The sequence below is a fragment of the Reyranella sp. genome (assembly GCF_044224635.1).
GTDB lineage: Bacteria > Pseudomonadota > Alphaproteobacteria > Reyranellales > Reyranellaceae > Reyranella.
In genome coordinates, this window is sequence record NZ_JBGAKA010000010.1 from 103,721 (window position 1) to 122,089 (window position 18,369).

Here is an 18,369-nt window from a genome sequence, read left to right on the forward strand (position 1 = left end):
CATGCCCTGCCTCTGCCCCGCAAGGGGATAGCCAGGGTCACGACCGCGGCGGTGCTGGTGGCCATCCTGCTGGCTGCCGTGCTGCTGGCTGCCATGATGGGCCCGTATCCCCTGTCGCCGGGCCAGGTGCTGGAAGCGATCGGCATGCGCCTGCTCGGGCAGCCCGCGCCGGCGCCGGTGGGCACCGTGCTGTTCCAGATCCGCCTGCCGCGCGTGCTGGCGGCCCTGCTGGTCGGCGGCGCCTTGGCGGCGGCGGGCGCCAGCTACCAGACCCTGTTCCGCAATCCCCTGGTGTCACCCGACATCCTGGGCGTGTCGGCCGGTGCTGGCTTCGGCGCGGTGCTCGGCATCCTGCTTTCCTTGCCGGTCTTTGTTATCCAGGCGCTCGGCTTTGCGACCGGCCTCATCACCGTTACCGTCGTTTACATGCTTGCCCGAGCGCTGCGCAGCCAGAACGAGATCCTGGTGCTGGTGCTCGCCGGCATCGTTGTCGGTGCGCTGGCCGGTGCCGGCATCTCGCTGGTGAAGATTCTGGCGGATCCCTACAACCAGCTGCCCGCCATCACCTTCTGGCTGCTCGGCAGCTTGTCGGGCATCAGGGTGAACGACGTGCAGACCCTCGCGCCGCTGGTGATCCTGGGTCTGGTCCCGCTCGTCCTGCTGCGCTGGCGTATCGGCGTGCTCTCGCTGGGCGACGATGAGGCGAAGGCGCTCGGGGTCAACGTACGCGTCGTTCGCGGCGTCGTGATCGCCGCGGCAACCTTGGTCACCGCGACCGCGGTGTCGGTAGCGGGCATCATCGGCTGGATAGGCCTGGTGATCCCGCACATGGCGCGGTTGCTGGTCGGTCCCCGTTTCGACCGCGTGCTGCCCGCGGCGGTCCTGATGGGGGCGGCGTTTCTGGTGCTGATCGACACGGCGGCGCGCACGGCGGCACGCATCGAGATCCCGCTCGGCCTGCTGACCGCGCTGTTCGGAGCGCCGGTCTTCGTCTGGCTCCTGGCGCGCGGCCGGCGCATGTGGAGCTGACCATGCTGGCCGCGCGCGGCCTCGCGATCGGCTACGACCGTCGCACCGTGGCACGCGGCATCGACGTTTCGGTCGGGGCCGGCGAGGTGCTGTGCCTGCTCGGCCCCAACGGTTCCGGCAAGACCACCCTGTTCAAGACCCTGCTCGGCCTCCTTCCGGCGCTCGCAGGCGCGGTCACGCTCGATGGGCAATCGTTGCATGGTTTCACGCGACGGGAGCTTGCCCGCCGCATTGCCTATGTGCCGCAGGCCCAGATCATGGAGTTCGCCTACACAGTCCTCGATCTGGTGCTGATGGGCCGCACCGCCCATCTCGGCCCGTTCGCGGCGCCCGGCGTGCGTGATCACGAGCGTGCCATGGCGGCGCTGGCCGATCTCGGCATTGCCGATCTTGCCCACGCGGATGCCAACCGGATCTCCGGCGGGCAGCGGCAGCTCTGCCTGATTGCGCGCGCCATTGCCCAGGACGCTGCGCTCCTTGTCATGGACGAGCCGACAGCGAGCCTCGATCTCGGCAATCGCCTGCTGGTGCTCGAACGAGTGCGGACCCTGAGCGCGCGTGGTCTCGGTATCGTTTTCTCGACGCACGATCCCGATCAGGCGCGCGAGCTGGCAACGAAGGTCGCGGTCATTGCCGAGGGACGCCTCGCGGCCCAGGGCACGCCTCAGGACACGCTCACCGGGCCCATTCTCTCCTCGATCTACGGCGTGCCCGTCATGGTCGAGCGCACCGAGAGCGGCCGCTACGTCGTGGCGTCGCGCTACTGAAGGGGTGTCGATCCCTTGGGCGGTTGCGCGGCAGCCGCGATCAGGGAGTAGCCGAGCTTCTCGGCCACAGCCGCCGGCATCGAGAGGCCCATTGTCGCCGGCCCGACAGCAACCACGAGCAGCGTCTCGCCAGACGGTAGCGGCCCGACGTGCAGGCCGTCGGTCGGCACCAGGCAGAGCGGTTCATCCTTGTCGGTTTTCCGTGCGGGCAGATCTCGGCCGAGCAGCAGAAGCAACGGCACAAGTCGCCCGAGGTCCGCCGCCGGGATGCTGACCGTGGCGTGCCGCCCGTCGCGATGCAGGACATTCAGCGAAACCGCATCGTGATCGGGATGCGCTTCGCCGTTGATCTCGCACGCTTCGGCCAGGTCGATCGGGGCGTCGGGAAATACGTCCAAGCGCGGTTTCCTGCGGCTGCTGCGCTGTAGTCTCTAGAATATAACGCAGACGGCGGCAACTGACCTTCATCCTCCTCCCCAGCGGAGCTGGGGAGGAGGACGATCAGTGCGGCTTGTGTCCGCTGCCCGGCGTCAGCAGGCGGGCGAGGGAGCGGATTTCGGCAGTCGAGGCGCCGTAGGCCCGCCGTTCCATCTCGCGGTAGAGGCGGACGATGTCGTTGCCGGTCTCGGTCACCACCGTGCCGCCGCCGCCACCGCCGCCGGTCTGGGCGACGATCACCGGCTCACGGAACATGTGGTTGAGCTCGTCGACCAGCAGCCAAGCCTGGCGATAGGACATCTCGAGGGCGCGGCCGGCGGCGGAGATCGAGCCCGTCTCGTTGATCAGCTCGAGCAGCCGGATCTTGCCCGGTCCGATCGAGCGCTCGCCACCGAAGTCGATGCGCAGATGCAACGACGTCTTGTCTCCAGCCTTGCCGGGTGCCTTGGTGGTGCCGCGTCCCATGCCGCCACTATGCGATGGGAGGCGGCGCGATGCCAGAGGCGGCGGTGCACAACCGCAGTCCACCGCTCGGCCGGAGGCAGCCGAGCGGATGGATCCACCGCAGACCCGGTCTGCGGGCTACGCCGCCTGGAAGCCGAGCACGGCCTTGGTCTCGAGGAACTCCTCGAGGCCCCACTTGCCGTACTCGCGGCCGTTGCCCGACTGCTTGTAGCCGCCGAACGGCGCGGCCGTATCGCCCATCGGGTAGTTGATGTGGACGTTGCCGGCCCGCATCCGGGCAGCGACGCGGCGGGCCTGCTCGAGGTCGGCCGACTGCACGTAGGCAGCCAGCCCGTAGATCGTGTCGTTGGCCAGCTCGATGACCTCGGCCTCGCTCTTGTAGGGCAGGATGGCGATCACCGGGCCGAAGATTTCCTCCCGCGCGATCGTCATGTCGTTGCGCACGCCGGCGAATACGGTCGGCCGCACGTAGTAGCCGCGGTTGAGGTTCTCCGGCCGGCCCGTGCCGCCGGTCACCAGCTCGGCGCCCTCATCGATGCCGGCCTGGATCAGGCGCTGGATCTTCTCGTACTGCGTGGCATTGACCACGGGCCCCAGCCTGGTCTCGGGATTGCGCGGGTCGCCGACCACGAAGCGCTCGGCAGCGGCCTTGGCGATCGCCTTGACCTCGTCGTGCCGCTCCTGGGGCACGAACATGCGCGATGGCGCCGTGCAGGACTGGCCGCTGTTCACCATCATGCTGTTGATGCCCTTGGTGACGGCAGTCTGGAAATCGACGTCGGGCAGCAGGATGTTGGCCGACTTGCCGCCCAGTTCCTGGGCGACGCGCTTGACCGTGGTCGCCGCCGCCTGGGCGACCCGGATGCCGGCGCGGGTCGAGCCGGTGAACGACATCATGTCGATGCCGGGATGCGCCGACATCGCCTCGCCGACCACCGCACCCGAGCCCTGCACCATGTTGTACACGCCCTTCGGCACGCCGGCGGCGTCCATGACCTCGCTCCAGATGATGGCGTCGATCGGCGCCTCCTCGGAGGGCTTCAGCACCATGGTGCAGCCGGCCGCCAGCGCGGGCAGGACCTTGCAGGCGATCTGATTGATCGGCCAGTTCCACGGCGTGATCAGGCCGCACACGCCGATCGGCTCGCGGGCGATCAGCGTGTTGCCCTGCATGGACTCGAACGGGAAGGTCTCGAGGACCTCGATCATGCGCTCGAGATGAGCGTTGCCACGCCCGGCCTGGATGTCGCGGGCGAACTGCAGGGGCGCGCCCATCTCGCGCGAGATCGCCTCGCCGGCGTCGGCGCGGCGCTTCTCGTATTCCGCCAGGATGGCGCGCAGCAGCTCGATCCGCTCCTTGCGGGCGGTGAGCGCGAAGCGCGGAAAGGCGGCGCGCGCCGCCGCGACAGCCCGGTCGACGTCGGCCGGGCTGCCGACCGCGATCTTCGTATAGGCCTCCTCGGTCGACGGATCGATCACGTCGAGCAGGGCCGGGGTCACCGGATCGACCCACTTCCCGTCGATGTAGAATTGCGTTTCGTGTGCCATCGGACATCCCCTCGTTTGATCGGCCGGAGCCCGATTGCGCTTGGCAATCGCGCCTCCTTTTGCGACAGTCGATGTATAGAATCGAATATATCGCGGTGAAAGAGGGTTCGTGACCCGATGAGAACCGAGTGGCCACCGATGCCGGAACGTCCCGGGCCATATGCCGATCCGCGGCCCTTCTCGCGCATCTCGTTCGTCACCGGCGACGTGACGGCCAATGGCAGCAGCATTCTGTTGCGTGTGCACACGGAAGAGGGTGGCGACATCGACCTCGCGCTTCCCACTCAGGATCTTCAGCATCTCGTCACGCTGTTGCTGATCCTGGGCGGCAAGGCGGCGCTCAACGGCCGGTTTGCCGCGAACAGCGAGACCTTCTGGCCGAAGCCGCTGCCGCTTCATGGCGTATCGCTCGGGGTCGATGGCGGCGATGCGATCCTGACCGTCGAGGTCGGTGCCTCGGTGCTGTCCTTTTCGCTCAGCAAGCACTCGATGGCCGAGATCGGCCAGACCATCTTCGACCTGACCGGTCCGGGTGCGCCGGGCTGAGCTTGCGGGCCGCCGGGCTATCGCATTTGGAAAATGCCGTCATCCCGAGCGGAGCCGCCCGATTAGGCGCTGTTTACAGCGCCATTGGTTGCGCAGTCGAGGGACCTTTCTTGCCGGTGCCGCGGTAGAAAGGTCCCTCCACTACGCCTCGCTGCGCGCGGCTCCGGTCGGGATGACGGTTTTTGCCATATGCGAATGCCCTGCGGTGGGTCGAGAGTAGGCCGCTTGCCTCGCGGCCGGCAGTTTGGCATGGTCGCTATATTCATCAGACTATAGCGATCGATCGTCAGCCCCATGCCCGTAACGCCTCGTTTCGCTCTACTGCCGCTTCGGCATCGCCTCGTCCCGCCCGTAATCGGGCGGCCGCCCATGCTGTTGGCGCCCTCGCCGTTGCTCGATCTTGCGCCGGAGCCCGAGTTCGCCAAGCCGACGCGCCGCACCAGGATCTGGGACCTCTCCCACCATGTCCATTGCTCCATCGTCGGAACCTGCCTCACGACCGGCGAGCTTCGCCTGGTCCTCTTCAAGGCAGGGCTGGCCGTCGACGGCGCCTCCGACCACGAGCTGCACAGCAAGGGTGTCCAACTCGCCTCCGAGCGGGACAAGCTCGGCAAGCTCCTGAACAAGGCGCTCGACAAGCGCCACAAGGCGGCGATCGGCCGCTACGACAAGGCCTCGACGGTGGACGCGATCCGCGCGCTCTGGCAGTGCGACCTCAAGAATGGCGACATACCCGGCGGCTATTGGGCGGCGGTGACCCATCCTGTCGCCAACGACGAGCTGATCCGCCAGATATTCGGCGAAGTCCATATGCTCTCGCATATGGTCGGCGCCGCCAATCGCGCCGATATCCGCCGGCTGCGCGAGCTCGAGATCGAGAACGACCGCCTGCGCGAAAAGCTCGCGCGCCAGGAAGGCCATCTGCGCGAAGGCATTGCGTCGCGCGACGGCAAGATTCGCGAATTGAGCGCGCTGTTGTCCCGGCACATCGCCGAGGCCGGCCGCGGCAGCGGCCCGGACGACACGTGCGCCGATCGCAAGGCTCTCGAAGGCGTGATCGCCGATCTCGAGCGGCGGCTTCAATTGGAGGCCAGCCGGCGGACAGGCGTCGAGGAGCGGCTGGACTGTGCTCAGGAGGATGTCCAGCGCGAACGGACGCGCAGCCAGGAGCTGGAGCGTCGGGAAGCGGCGTTGCGAGAGGAGCTCGAGGCTGTCGAGACCCGGTTCGGGACGACTGGTGAGGAGGATGTCAGCGCCCTGCCAAGCCTCAGCGGTCGCTCGCTGCTCTATGTCGGTGGGCGCACCGACAAGCTCGGTCATTTGAAGGCCCTGGCGGAAGGGTGCGGTGGCCGCTTCCTGCACCATGATGGCGGCGTCGATGATCGCAGCGGCCTCATCGCCGGCCTGGTCAGCCGGGCCGACCTGATCGTGTTTCCCGTCGACTGCGTCAGCCACGAGGCGGTCACCCTGGTCAAGCGGCTGTGCCGCCAGATGTCGAAGCCGTATCTGCCCCTGCGCAGCACCGGGCTCGGCTCGTTCGTCTCGGCGCTCGCGCGAGCACCGATCGGCGCGCCGGCGTGAAGGCTCTGCGGGCCGTCGCGGGTCTTGCCGCCCTGATCGTGGCCGCGTGCGCGCAGGCTCCGGCGCAGGCCCAGGACGATGGCCTCGTCCTGTACGGGGCCGGCAGCCTGCGCGAGGCGATGACCGAGATGGCGGCAGCCTTCACGCGCCGCCATGGCATTGCCGTGCGCACCCAGTTCGCGGCCTCCGGACGCATGCGCGAGCGAATCGAATCCGGCGACCGGGTCGACGTGTTCACCTCGGCCGACATCGGCCATGCCGCCAAGCTGGTGGCCGACGGCCGGGCCACCGTGATGGCGATGTTTGCCCGCAACGATCTCTGCCTGCTGGCGCCGCCGGTGAGGACGCCTGCCGACAGCACGGGCGTGCTCGATGCACTCCTGAAGGAGGGGACGAAGATCGGCGTTTCTCCGGCGCGCATCGATCCGCTGGGCGACTATACGGTGCAGCTCTTCGACCTGATCGAGCGGCACAAGCCGGGCGCCGGCCAGAGCCTGCGCAGCCGGGCCGTCACGCTCGACAATCCGCCCGGGTCACCGGCGCCGCAAAGCGGCGACTACTATCTCGACGCCCTGCGCGCCGGTCGCGTCGACCTCGCCATCGTCTATTGCTCGGGCAAGACGCGCTTTGCGTCGCTGGCGCCCGACCTCGTGATGATGCCGTTCCCGGCCGACCTCGCGGTCGGACCGCAATACGGCCTGGCGGTGATCGACAAGGCACGTCCCGGCGCCATGCTGCTGGCGCTGACCATCATGTCGCCCGAAGGCCAGAAGATCCTCGCGGCAGCCGGCTTCAAGCCCGTCACCCTGCCCGGCGACAGCCTGCGGTAGCATCGGCCTGTCGCAGAATAATCGCTAAAAAATGTCGGTCATCCCGGGCGCAGCGAGGGATCTTTGAGGCCGCAGAAAGGTCCCTCGCTGCGCTCGGGATGACAGCCTTGTCGTCACAACTGGATCGACTGTTTGGTTACGCACCTTAACTGGCCGTGGCCGGGCGCAATTGACGCTCATTCATGTCGTTATATAGAATTGACTATATCGCGCTATCATCGCGCCCGGGAGAGGAGGAAACCATGGACAGTTTCAATCTGCTGATCGACGGCCGCCTGGTCGCCGGCGACGCGACGATGCCGGTCGTCAATCCGGCGACCGAGGAGGTGCTGGTGCAGTGTCCGCGCGCCTCGGTCGACCAGCTCAACAAGGCGGTCGCGGCGGCCAAGGCTGCGTTCCCCGGCTGGGCCGCGACGCCGATCGGCGAGCGGCGCAAGGCGATCGTTCGCATGGCCGAGGTGATCGAGAAGAACAGCGGCGAGCTTGCCCGCATCCTGACGCAGGAGCAGGGCAAGCCGATCGGCGATGCCACGGCCGAGACCCTGGGCATGGCGGGCTTCTTCCGCTATTTCGCCAGCCTCGACCTGCCGATGCGCGTGATCGAGGACAGCGCCGGCCGCAAGGTCGAGGCCCATCGCCGCCCCCTGGGTGTCGTCGGCGCCATCATCCCGTGGAACTTCCCGCTGCTTATCCTCGCCTTCAAGCTGCCGCCGGCGCTGCTGGCCGGCAACACGCTGGTGGTCAAGCCGGCGCCGACCACGCCGCTGGCGAGCCTGAAGTTCGCCGAGCTGGTCGCGGACATCCTGCCGCCCGGCGTCCTCAACTTCGTCACTGATGCCAACGATCTCGGTGACGCCCTCACGCACCATCCTGACGTGCGCAAGATCTCCTTCACCGGTTCGACCGCGACCGGCCGCAAGGTGATGGCGAGCGCGGCGGAGACGCTGAAGCGCATCACCCTCGAGCTCGGCGGCAACGACGCCGGCGTGGTGCTCGACGATGCCAAGCCCAAGACAGTGGCCAAGGGAATCTTCGATGGCGCGTTCCAGAATAGCGGCCAGGTCTGTCTCGCCATCAAGCGCCTGTTCGTGCACGAATCGATCTATGACGAGATGTGCGACGAGCTGGCGCGGCTCTGCGAGGCCGCCATCGTCGATGATGGGCTGAAGCAGGGCACCAACCTCGGCCCGCTGCAGAACAAGATGCAGTACGAGAAGGTCAAGGCCTTTCTCGACGACGCGCGGGCGCACGGCAAGATCGTCGCCGGCGGCGAGGTGATCGATCGGCCGGGCTACTTCATCCGCCCGACCATCGTGCGCGACATTGCCGAAGGCAGCCGCCTGGTCGACGAGGAGCAGTTCGGCCCGGTGTTGCCGATCCTGAAATTCTCCGACACCGACGAGGCGATCCGGCGCGCCAACAACACGAGCTATGGCCTCGGCGCGTCGGTGTGGTCGTCGAATCTCGACCGGGCGCACGACGTCGCCTCGAAGCTCGAGGCCGGCACGGTGTGGATCAACAAGCATCTCGACATGGCGCCGCACATTCCGTTCGGCGGCGCCAAGACGTCCGGCCTCGGCGTCGAGTTCGCCGAGGAGGGCCTGGCCGAGTTCACCCAATTGCAGGTCATCAACATGGCGCGCTGAGCCGCGCCGATTTCGTAGGGAGAAGTTCCATGACAGTCCTGGAAAAGGGGCCGGCCCAGCGCCCGGCCTATATCGACGGCAAGACCAAGCTGATGCTGATCGACGGCCGATGGGTGCCGGCGGCGTCGGGCAAGACGTTCGAGACGCGCAACCCAGCGACCGGCGAGCTGCTGGCCAATGTCGCCGAAGGCGATGCCGAGGATATCGACCGGGCGGTCGCGGCTGCCCGCAAGGCGTTCACCGGCCCGTGGAGCAAGTGGAAGCCGGCGGAACGTCAGATGCTGCTGCTGCGCCTGGCCGACCTGGTCGATCAGCACCTCGAGGAGCTGGCGGCGCTCGATACGCTCGACATGGGTGGCCCGATCAGCCGCACGCGCAACAACCGCCAGCGCGCGCTGGGCATGCTGCGCTACTACGCCGGCATGGCGACCTCGCTGCACGGCGAGACCATCGAGAACTCGCTGGCCGGCGAGATCTTCTCCTACACGCTGAAGGAGCCGGTCGGCGTGGTCGGCGCCATCATCCCGTGGAACGGCCCGCTCACCGCGACCATCTGGAAGATCGGTCCAGCGCTGGCCACAGGCTGCACGGTGGTGCTGAAGCCCGCCGAGGAGGCGCCGCTCACCTCGCTGCGGCTGGGCGAGCTCTGCCTCGAAGCCGGCGTGCCGCCCGGCGTGGTCAACGTCGTGCCGGGATACGGCGAGACCGCCGGCGCCGCCCTGTCGTCGCATCCCGACGTCGACAAGGTGGCCTTCACCGGCTCGCACCTGACCGGGCAGAAGATCATCAAGGCATCGGCCGGCAACCTGAAGCGCGTGTCGCTCGAGCTCGGCGGCAAGTCGCCCGACATCGTCTTCGCCGACGCCGATCTGGATGCTGCGGTGCCCGGCGCCGGCATGGCGGTGTTCGCCAATTCCGGCCAGATCTGCAGCGCCGGCACGCGCCTGTTCGTCGAGAAGAAGGTCTACGAGGAGTTCACCGGCAAGGTCGCCGAGTTCTCGAAGACGCTGCGCGTCGGCAACGGTGCCGATCCCGCCACCCAGGTCGGCCCGCTGGTTTCCTCCGAGCAGCTCGACCGCGTGACCGACTATCTCAGCATCGGCCGCCAGGAGGGGGCCAAGCGGCTGAGCGGCGGTGCCCGCCTGACTGACGGCGAGTACGCCAAGGGCTACTTCGTGCCGCCGACGGTGTTCGCCGACGTGCGCGACGACATGCGCATCGCCCAGGAGGAGATCTTCGGACCAGTGATCTCCGCCATTCCCTTCACCGACATCGACGAGGTGATCCAGCGCGGCAACGCCACGACCTTCGGTCTCGGCAGCGGCGTGTGGACGCGCGACGTCAGCAAGGCGCATCGCCTGGCCAAGGCGATCCGCGCCGGCTCGGTGTGGATCAACTGCTACCAGGCGATGGACCCCGCCGTGCCGTTCGGCGGCTACAAGATGAGTGGCTACGGCCGCGAGAGCGGCAAGCAGCACCTCGAGGAATACCTCAACGTCAAGGCGGTCTGGATCAAGACCGCCTGACCGATGCCCAAGCGGGCCGTGCCAGCGCCTTGAATCTCCTCCCCAACTTCGTTGGGGAGGTGTCGCCGTCACACGGCGACGGAGGGGTCATGGGCCTCAGGCGCAGCCCTCTCCATGACTCATGACCCCTCCGTCCGCGAAGACGCGGACACCTCCCCAGCGAAGCTGGGGAGGAGAAGGAAGTCGCCAAGGCGGACCGCCAGATCAGGCGGCGCGCGCTGGCGGGCCGGCAGCCTCGAGCTCGGCCACCTCTTCATCGGTGAACACGCGACTGCGGGTCAGGAAGCGCACGCCTTCGGGCGCTTCGGCCGAGAAGCCCGAGCCACGGCCGGGTACGACGTCGATGATGAGCTGCGTGTGGCGCCAGTAATCGAACTGTGCGGCGCCGATATAGAATTTGCAGCCGGCGATCTCGCCCAGCAGCACGTCCTGTGGTCCAACCCGGAAATCGCCGACCGGGTAGCACATCGGCGACGAGCCATCACAGCAGCCGCCGGACTGATGGAACATCAGGCCGCCATGCTGCCCCTTCAGGCGCTCGATCATCGCCGCCGCGTTGTCCGTCACCTCGACGCGATTGACCATGGTGTGATTCCTTCGGGAGAATCCTCCCCAGCTCCGCCGGGGAGGCGATGAGTGGCCTAGAAGAATCCCAACGCCTTGGTCGAGTAGCTGACCAGCACGTTCTTCGTCTGCTGGTAATGGTCGAGCATCATCTTGTGGGTCTCGCGGCCGATGCCGGACTGCTTGTAGCCGCCGAAGGCGGCATGCGCCGGATAGGCGTGGTAGCAGTTCGTCCACACGCGACCGGCCTGGATGGCGCGGCCGAAGCGATAGGCGCGATTGCCGTTGCGCGTCCATACGCCGGCGCCCAGGCCGTAGAGCGTATCGTTAGCGATGGCGAGCGCATCGTCCTCGTCCTTGAAGCGCGTCACCGACACGACCGGCCCGAAGATCTCCTCCTGGAACACCCGCATCCTGTTGTGGCCCTCGAAGATCGTCGGCTCGACGTAGTAGCCGTCGGCCAGCTCGCCCTCGAGCTTGGCGCGGTTGCCGCCGGTCAGCACCTTGGCGCCTTCCTGCTTGCCGATATCGAGATAGGACAGGATCTTCTCGAGCTGGTCGTTCGACGCCTGCGCGCCGATCATGGTCGCCGGGTTGAGCGGATGGCCCTGGGCGATCTTCTTCGTTCGGGCGACCGCCCGTTCCATGAACCGGTCGTAGATCGATTCCTGCACCAGCACGCGGCTCGGGCAGGTGCAGACCTCGCCCTGGTTGAGCGCGAACATGGTGAAGCCTTCGAGCGCCTTGTCGAAGAAATCGTCATCGGCGTCGGCGACATCGGCGAAGAAGATGTTGGGCGACTTTCCGCCCAGCTCGAGCGTCACCGGGATGAGGTTGTCCGAGGCATATTGCATGATCAGGCGCCCGGTCGTCGTCTCGCCGGTGAAGGCGATCTTGGCGATGCGCCGGCTCTGCGCCAGCGGCTTGCCGGCCTCGATGCCGAAACCATTGACGACATTGACGACGCCCGGCGGCAGCAGGTCGGCGATCAGCTCCATCACCACCAGGATGCCGAGCGGCGTCTGCTCGGCCGGCTTCAGCACCACGCAATTGCCCGCCGCCAGCGCCGGCGCGAGCTTCCAGGTCGCCATCAGGATCGGGAAATTCCACGGGATGATCTGGCCGACCACGCCGAGCGGCTCGTGGTAGTGATAGGCCACGGTGTCCTCGTCGATCTCGGAGATGCCGCCTTCTTGGGCGCGGACCACGCTGGCGAAGTAGCGCCAGTGGTCGACGACCAGCGGCATGTCGGCGTGCGTGGTCTCGCGGATCGGCTTGCCGTTATCGAGGGTCTCGACCAGGGCAAGCAGCTCGAGATTGGCCTCCAGCTTGTCGGCGATCCTGTTCAGGATGCGTGAGCGCTCCTGGACCGGCGTCTTGCCCCACGCGTCCTTGGCCTTGTGGGCGGCATCGAGCGCCAGCTCGATGTCGGCGGCCGACGACCGCGGCACCTCGCAGAGCTTCCTTCCGGTGATCGGGCTAGGGTTCTCGAAATAGCGGCCGTCGCGCGGCGCCACCCACTTGCCGCCGATGAAATTGTCGTAGCGATCGCGCACGAGCACGTGCTGGGAGATCTTGTCCAGGGCCTGCTGATACATGGTTTCCTCCTGTCGGGCGCCCTCGGGGCTGCCTTGCCGGCGACAGTGCGCGCCGGCCGGACAGGCGTCAACGTTGTATTCGATAGGATATTACGTTGGAGTGACGAAGGTCAGGAACCACGCCGCACCGGCGCCACGATTGTTTCCGCTCTGGCGAACAGGGCGGGATCGATGGCGAGATCCGACGCCGCGGCATTCTCGTCGAGCTGCTGCGGCCGGCTCGCGCCGACGATGGCGGAGGCGACATTGGGCTGGCGCAGCACCCAGGCCAGGGCGAACTGCGCCAGCGTGCAGCCGGCCTCCTGGGCAACCGGCTTCAGCTTCTGGACGGCCTCGAGGACCGCGGGCGTCAACCACGAGCCCATCATGCCGCCCATCGAACTGCTGGTTGCCCGCGATCCGGCCGGCCGCGGTGCGCCGGGCTGGTACTTGCCGGACAGCACGCCCTGGGCGAGCGGCGACCAGACGATCTGCGAGATGCCCTTGGTGGCGCAGAGCGGGATGACCTGGTCCTCGGGCTGGCGCCACAGCAGGGAATATTGCGGCTGGCTCGACACGAACCGCTCGCTGCCCGGTACTTCGAACGATCTCGTGATCTGCTGGGCCGACCATTCGCTGAAGCCGATGTAGCGCACCTTGCCGGCCCGCACGATCTCGGTCAGCGCCTGCATGGTCTCTTCCGGGGGCGTCGACAGATCGTAGCGATGGCACTGGTAGAGATCGACATGGTCGACGCGCAGACGCTTCAGCGACGCGTCGATCTGCTTCAGGATCTGGGCGTGCGACAGTCCCTGGTCCGTCGCGCTCATCGGGAAGTATACCTTGGTGGCGAGGACGTAGGACTGGCGAGGTCGTCGCGCCAGCACCTCGCCGAGGAAGCTCTCCGCCGCGCCGCGGCCATAGACATTGGCGGTGTCGATGAAGTTGATGCCGAGGTCGAAGGCACGATCGACACAGGCCGCTGCCTGGTCGCGCGCAACCCCGACGCCGTAGGTCAGCCAGGAGCCCAGGGAGATTTCCGAGACGCTGAGGTCGCTGGCGCCGAGCTTGCGGTATTTCATGTCCGTCCGATCAGAAAGTCGTCTTGCCGCGGATCGAGGGGACGGTGGGCGTCACGCCGTCATGTGCGAGACGTTCTTTACGACCGTATAACACAGCAGCCCCTCGACGCCACCTTCGCGCCCGAAGCCGCTGTCCTTGACGCCGCCGAACGGCGTCTCGGCGCTCGAGGCCACGAAGTGATTGATCGAGAGGTTGCCGACCTCGATGCTCTCGGCGAGCTGGTCGGCCTTGTGCGCCGAGTTGGTGAAGGCGTAGCCGGCGAGACCGTAGGGCACCGAGTTCGCCTTCTCGATCGCCTCGTCGAGGGAGCGCACGCGATTGAGCAGGGCCAGCGGGCCGAACGGCTCCTCGCGCATGGCGCGCGCGTCATCGGGCACATCGGCCAGCACCGTGAGTGGGTAGAAATTGCCGCGATTGCCGATGCGGGCGCCACCGGTCATCACCCGGGCGCCCTTGCTCCTGGCATCGGCGACGAGCGTTTCCATCGCGGCGAGTCGCCGCTCGTTGGCGAGCGGCCCCAGTTGGTTGGCCGGGTCGAGCCCGTTGCCGACCTTGAGCGAGGCGGCCTTCTCGGTCATCGCCTCGGTGAAGCGATCGTAGATCGCGTCCTCGACGAAGAAGCGGGTGGGCGAGACGCAGACCTGTCCGGCGTTGCGTGACTTGGCCATCGCCGAGCTCACCGCGCTCGCCACGGGGTCGACGTCGTCGCAGACGATCACCGGCGAATGGCCGCCCAGCTCCATGATGACCGGCTTCATGTGCATGCCGGCGAGGGCCGTGAGGTGCTTGCCGACCGGGACCGAGCCGGTGAAAGTCACGAGCCGCACCGACGGCTGCGGGATCAGGTATTCGGAGATCTCGGCCGGCTTGCCGAACACCAGGTTGAGCACGCCGGGCGGCAGGCCGGCATCGGCGAAGGCCTTCACCAGCTGCACCGCGCCGGCCGGAGTCTCCTCCGACGCCTTGAGGATGATCGAGCAGCCGGCCGACAGTGCGCCGCCGACCTTGCGGGCAGGCGAGCTGGTCGGGAAGTTCCAGGGCGAGAAGGCGGCGACGACGCCGATCGGCTGGCGCAGCACGGAATGGCGCATGCCCGGCTCGCTGGGGATGATCCGGCCATAGATGCGGCGACCTTCCTGCGCATCCCATTCGATGATCTCGCAGGCGCGCAGGATCTCCAGCCGCGACTGCTGGATCGGCTTGCCCTGCTCCAGGGTCATCGCCGTCGCCAGCTCCTCGATGCGCTCGCGCATGAGCTGGGCCGCCTTGAGGATGATTTCGGCTCGCTTCGCGGGCGACGTCCGCGACCACACCTTGAAGCCGCGCCCGGCCGCTTCCAGGGCGGCGTCGAGGTCGGCGCGCGTGGCGTGCGGCACCGTGCCGAGGACGGAATCGTCAGCCGGATTGAAGACCGGCTGGCCGTCGCCGCCCTTCCACTGGCCAGCGATGTAGAGCTGCAGGTCGGGATAGTTCGCCATGATGCGGATCTCCGGTCGACGCCGCCTGTCACAGGCGTCGTATTCGATGCAATATAACGAAAGGCATACTAGCCACCTCGGATGACGCGGGTCCAGCCACGATTGACGGGGGAGGGCGCCCAGAGGTGCTAACTTTTGCTCAAAGAGCACGTCATGCGCTGGGAGCGCGCCACTCCTGGGCGCTAACTTAACTTGCAAAGGGACCTCACCCTGAGGAGCGGTCCGGAAGGCCGCGTCTCGAAGGGTCGGCAACAGAGCGGGTGATGCAACACACTTTCCCAAGAGTCTTCTGTGCGGCCCATCCTTCGAGACGGCCGCTACGCGGCCTCCTCAGGATGAGGATTTTGTTGGGCCTTCGACCAAAGTTAGGCGCCTGTGGGAGGACACCGCCGCGGGACCTTGTTTGGCGCTGGATGGCGTGGAACAGTCGCCCATTGCGACGAGACCAGCCGGGAAATGCCATGGCCCCTCTTGCCTACAGGAAGCTGATGCCCTCATGGGGCGTCGAGGTCGACCACGACCTGTCGCAGCCCCTGACCGACGACATCGCGGGCACGCTGGTCGAACTCTACAACGAGCATCATCTGCTGCTGTTCCGGCGGCAGACCTTCAGCGAGGCGCAGCAGGTCGCCTTCGCCAGGCTGTTCGGGCCGATCTCCCATCGCAGCCCGGCAATGAAGACCAAGGACACGGTCCTGGTGTCCAACGTGGCGCCCGACGGCGTGCTGGGCGACGGCGAGCTGCTGTTCCATTCCGACAACACCTTCTTCCAGCATCCTCTGAAGGCGATCGGCCTCTATGCGATGACGATCCCGTCGATCGGCGGCGATACGCTGTTCTCCAACGCCTGCGAAGTCTACGAGTCGCTGACCGACGAGGTGAAAGCGCGTCTGCGCGAGCTGACGTCGGTGCAGGCCTTCGACTATGCCGGCGACTACAACACCCGCCCCACCCTGGAGGCGATGCCGGCCGACGTGCAGATGGCCCGGCATCCGTTGCTCTGGGCCAATCCGGCCAGCGGGCGAACGGTCCTCTTTCTCAGCGAGCACACGACCCTGCGCCTCGAAGGCGTCGCCGACCGCCAGGAGGAGGACGAGCTGATCGCGCTGCTGCGCCGGCACATCGCCGATCCGCGCTTCTGCTATCGGCACAAATGGACGGTGGGCGACTTCGTGTTCTGGGACAATGTCTGCCTGCAGCACGCGCGCGAGACGTTTGACCGCGCCCAAGCGCGCACCCTGCGCCGCACGCCGGTGCTCGATCCCGACGGCGATCGCCGCTTCCCGCAGTCGCGCGACCTGACGCGCCAGGCGGCGTGAGCCGATGATGGGATGCTTCGAATGACTGGACGCTTCGAATGACTGGACGCTTCGAATGACCGGGCGCTTCGATGGCAAGCTTGCCCTCGTCACCGGCGCGGCGCGCGGCATCGGCGCCAGCATCGCCCAGCGGCTGCTCGGCGAGGGCGCCGAGATCATCGCCATCGACCGCGAAAGCTGCGACGCGACCTTCGCCGGGGCGCCGGCGGGACGCTGGCAGGCGCATCTTCTCGATGTCGGAACTGCCGTCACGGCGGCAACGGTCGAGCGCCTGGTGCGCGAGCGCGGCCGGCCACTCGACTTCCTGGTCAACAATGCCGGCATCGGCGGGGCGCGGCCCCTGGCCGAGACCGAGGAGGCGGACTGGCAGCGCTTTCTCGATATCAACCTCACCTCGGTCTATCGCCTGTGCCGTGTCCTGCTGCCGCATTTCCGGCGGCCGGGCGGGCGCATCGTCAATCTCTCCTCGGTGTTCGGCTTCACCGCCTTTCCCGGCTCGGTCGCCTACTCCGTTGCCAAGGCCGGCGTGGCGCAGCTCACGCGGCAGATCGCGGTCGAGCTGGCGCCGCAGGGCATCACCGTGAACGCCATCGCCCCCGGCGTCATCGAGACGCCGATGACCGAGAAGCGGATCGCGGGTGACGCCTGGTACCGCAAGGCCATGGTCGAGGCGACGCCGCTCGGCCGCGTCGGCAAGCCGGCCGACATCTCGGGCGTGGTGGCGTTCCTGTGCTCGGAGGATGCGGGCTTCATCGTCGGGCAGACCCTGGTCGTCGATGGCGGCTGGCTCGAGTCGAAATACCAGCCGCGCGAGGCGTAGTGGACAACCAGGCCGGCAACAGCTTCTCCTCCCAGGAGATCCTCGACGGCATCATGCGCTGGGCAGCGGTCGAGAGCCCGTCGGTGGCGCCCGAAGCGGTCGCCCGCATGTTCGATCTTGCCGAGCGCGACTTCCGGCAGGCCGGCGCCGCCATCGACAAGGAAGCGGCCGGCGGCGAGTGCGGCCCGATCATGCGGGCGCGATTCGACGGCAAGCAGCAGGGTCCAGGCATCCTGGTGCTGGGGCATCTCGATACGGTCCATCCTGTCGGCACGATCGAGGGACCGCTGAAACTGCGCATCGAGGGCGATCGCCTGTTCGGGCCCGGCGTGTTCGACATGAAGGGTGGCCTCTACCTCGCGCTCTATGCGCTGCGGCGGCTGCAGGCCGAGAGCGGGCAGACTGAGCTGCCGGTCACCTTCATGATGATCCCGGACGAGGAGCTCGGCAGCCCGAACACACGCGCCCTGATCGAGCAGGAGGCGGCGCGCCACAAATACGTGCTGGTGCCGGAGCCGGCGCGTCTCGGCAAGCTGGTGAGCGGCCGGCACGCCTTCGTGCGCTACACCGTCCGCACGCGCGGCAAGCCCGCCCACGCCGGCGCCGACAACGCGGTGGGCCGCAGCGCCATCCGCGCCATGGCGCGCCTGATCGAGACCATCGAGAGCGCCACCGACATGAGCCGGCTGGTCTCGTTCAGCGTCGGCGTGGTCAATGGCGGCCTGTTCGTCAACGTGATCCCGACCGAGTGCACGGCGCAGGTCCTGTGCGTCGCCTCGTCACCCGACAATCTCGCCTATGTCTACGATTTCATGGCGAGCCTGAAATCGCCGATCGACGGCGTCGAGCTCGAGGTCGTCAAGGGCGCCGAACGGCCGCTGTTCCAGGCTTCGCCCGGCACCCTGCAGCTGTTCGAGATCGCCCGGTTGGCGGCGGCCGAACTGGGCATTGCGCTCGAGCACGGCCAGTTCGGCGGCGGCAGCGACGGCAATTTCACCGGCGCGCTGGGCATCCCGACCCTCGACGGCCTGGGTGTTGTCGGCGGCGGCGCCCATACGCTCGACGAGCACCTGGTGATTTCTGCCCTGGCCCCGCGCGCCCGCATCTTCGCGGGGCTGCTGGCGCAGTTGAGGTGATTGCCATGAGGAAAGG

17 protein-coding genes are annotated in these 18,369 nt (G+C 67.4%); 10 read left to right on the forward strand and 7 right to left on the reverse strand.

Translation table 11 applies throughout. The annotated features are described in order from the left end of the window. The first annotated feature begins 27 nt into the window (after nt 1-27). Both ACILR9_RS12025 and ACILR9_RS12030 read left to right on the forward strand, forming a co-directional pair. A complete protein-coding gene (locus ACILR9_RS12025; protein WP_395710223.1) occupies nt 28-1,029 on the forward strand; it encodes a FecCD family ABC transporter permease in 1,002 nt (333 codons plus the stop codon). Nucleotides 1,030-1,031: 2 nt separating this feature from the next. Beyond that, nucleotides 1,032-1,796: an ABC transporter ATP-binding protein gene (locus ACILR9_RS12030; RefSeq protein WP_395710165.1), complete on the forward strand. Its 765-nt coding sequence runs from the start codon at nt 1,032-1,034 to the stop codon at nt 1,794-1,796. On the opposite strand, the gene ACILR9_RS12035 is transcribed toward ACILR9_RS12030, so the two are convergent. From ACILR9_RS12035 to ACILR9_RS12045, 3 genes are all read right to left on the reverse strand, one after another. Continuing rightward, nucleotides 1,790-2,194 (reverse strand): hypothetical protein, encoded by a 405-nt coding sequence (locus ACILR9_RS12035; protein ID WP_395710166.1) that lies wholly within the window; start codon nt 2,192-2,194, stop codon nt 1,790-1,792. The two genes, ACILR9_RS12030 and ACILR9_RS12035, sit on opposite strands and share 7 nt — an antisense overlap. Nucleotides 2,195-2,297: 103 nt before the next feature. Continuing rightward, nucleotides 2,298-2,699 carry a winged helix-turn-helix domain-containing protein gene (locus ACILR9_RS12040; RefSeq protein WP_395710167.1) on the reverse strand — a complete coding sequence of 134 codons (402 nt, stop codon included), beginning with the start codon at nt 2,697-2,699 and terminating at the stop codon, nt 2,298-2,300. 117 nt (nt 2,700-2,816) lie between these two features. Then, complete coding sequence (locus ACILR9_RS12045) at nt 2,817-4,247, reverse strand: aldehyde dehydrogenase family protein (RefSeq protein WP_395710168.1); 1,431 nt, start codon at nt 4,245-4,247, stop codon at nt 2,817-2,819. 138 nt (nt 4,248-4,385) lie between these two features. On the opposite strand from ACILR9_RS12045, the gene ACILR9_RS12050 reads away from it, so the two are divergent. The 5 genes from ACILR9_RS12050 to ACILR9_RS12070 all read left to right on the forward strand — a co-directional run bounded on the left by ACILR9_RS12050 (nt 4,386) and on the right by ACILR9_RS12070 (nt 10,376). After that, complete coding sequence (locus tag ACILR9_RS12050; protein ID WP_395710169.1) at nt 4,386-4,793, forward strand: hypothetical protein; 408 nt, start codon at nt 4,386-4,388, stop codon at nt 4,791-4,793. A 369-nt stretch (nt 4,794-5,162) separates the two neighbouring features. Next, nucleotides 5,163-6,374 carry a DUF2325 domain-containing protein gene (locus ACILR9_RS12055; RefSeq protein ID WP_395710170.1) on the forward strand — a complete coding sequence of 404 codons (1,212 nt, stop codon included), beginning with the start codon at nt 5,163-5,165 and terminating at the stop codon, nt 6,372-6,374. Next, entirely contained in the window at nt 6,371-7,204 is an 834-nt protein-coding gene (locus ACILR9_RS12060) for an extracellular solute-binding protein (protein ID WP_395710171.1), read from the forward strand. Before ACILR9_RS12055 ends, ACILR9_RS12060 begins: the two co-directional genes overlap by 4 nt. Before the next feature lie 242 nt (nt 7,205-7,446). After that, the gene (locus tag ACILR9_RS12065) at nt 7,447-8,850 is read left to right on the forward strand and encodes an aldehyde dehydrogenase family protein (protein WP_395710172.1); all 1,404 of its coding nucleotides are present in this window, start codon (nt 7,447-7,449) and stop codon (nt 8,848-8,850) included. A gap of 29 nt (nt 8,851-8,879) precedes the next feature. Next, on the forward strand, nt 8,880-10,376 hold the full coding sequence (locus ACILR9_RS12070) for an aldehyde dehydrogenase family protein (protein WP_395710173.1): 1,497 nt from the start codon (nt 8,880-8,882) through the stop codon (nt 10,374-10,376). Nucleotides 10,377-10,580: 204 nt separating this feature from the next. On the opposite strand, the gene ACILR9_RS12075 is transcribed toward ACILR9_RS12070, so the two are convergent. The 4 genes from ACILR9_RS12075 to ACILR9_RS12090 form a co-directional block, all read right to left on the reverse strand. Continuing rightward, complete coding sequence (locus ACILR9_RS12075) at nt 10,581-10,961, reverse strand: DUF779 domain-containing protein (protein ID WP_395710174.1); 381 nt, start codon at nt 10,959-10,961, stop codon at nt 10,581-10,583. 56 nt (nt 10,962-11,017) lie between these two features. Further along, nucleotides 11,018-12,538, reverse strand: coding sequence for an aldehyde dehydrogenase (gene adh, locus ACILR9_RS12080; RefSeq protein ID WP_395710175.1), 1,521 nt, complete (start codon nt 12,536-12,538; stop codon nt 11,018-11,020). 110 nt (nt 12,539-12,648) lie between these two features. Beyond that, nucleotides 12,649-13,599, reverse strand: a complete 951-nt coding sequence (locus ACILR9_RS12085; RefSeq protein WP_395710176.1) for an aldo/keto reductase family protein — start codon at nt 13,597-13,599, stop codon at nt 12,649-12,651. Between the two features lie 51 nt (nt 13,600-13,650). Continuing rightward, on the reverse strand, nt 13,651-15,078 hold the full coding sequence (locus ACILR9_RS12090) for an NAD-dependent succinate-semialdehyde dehydrogenase (protein WP_395710177.1): 1,428 nt from the start codon (nt 15,076-15,078) through the stop codon (nt 13,651-13,653). A 461-nt stretch (nt 15,079-15,539) separates the two neighbouring features. On the opposite strand from ACILR9_RS12090, the gene ACILR9_RS12095 reads away from it, so the two are divergent. The 3 genes from ACILR9_RS12095 to ACILR9_RS12105 are packed head-to-tail and all read left to right on the forward strand — an operon-like array spanning nt 15,540 to nt 18,353. After that, complete coding sequence (locus tag ACILR9_RS12095; protein ID WP_395710178.1) at nt 15,540-16,397, forward strand: TauD/TfdA dioxygenase family protein; 858 nt, start codon at nt 15,540-15,542, stop codon at nt 16,395-16,397. A 55-nt stretch (nt 16,398-16,452) separates the two neighbouring features. Then, entirely contained in the window at nt 16,453-17,217 is a 765-nt protein-coding gene (locus tag ACILR9_RS12100; protein WP_395710179.1) for an SDR family NAD(P)-dependent oxidoreductase, read from the forward strand. Continuing rightward, entirely contained in the window at nt 17,217-18,353 is a 1,137-nt protein-coding gene (locus ACILR9_RS12105; RefSeq protein WP_395710180.1) for a M20/M25/M40 family metallo-hydrolase, read from the forward strand. Before ACILR9_RS12100 ends, ACILR9_RS12105 begins: the two co-directional genes overlap by 1 nt. Nucleotides 18,354-18,369: the final 16 nt, after the last annotated feature.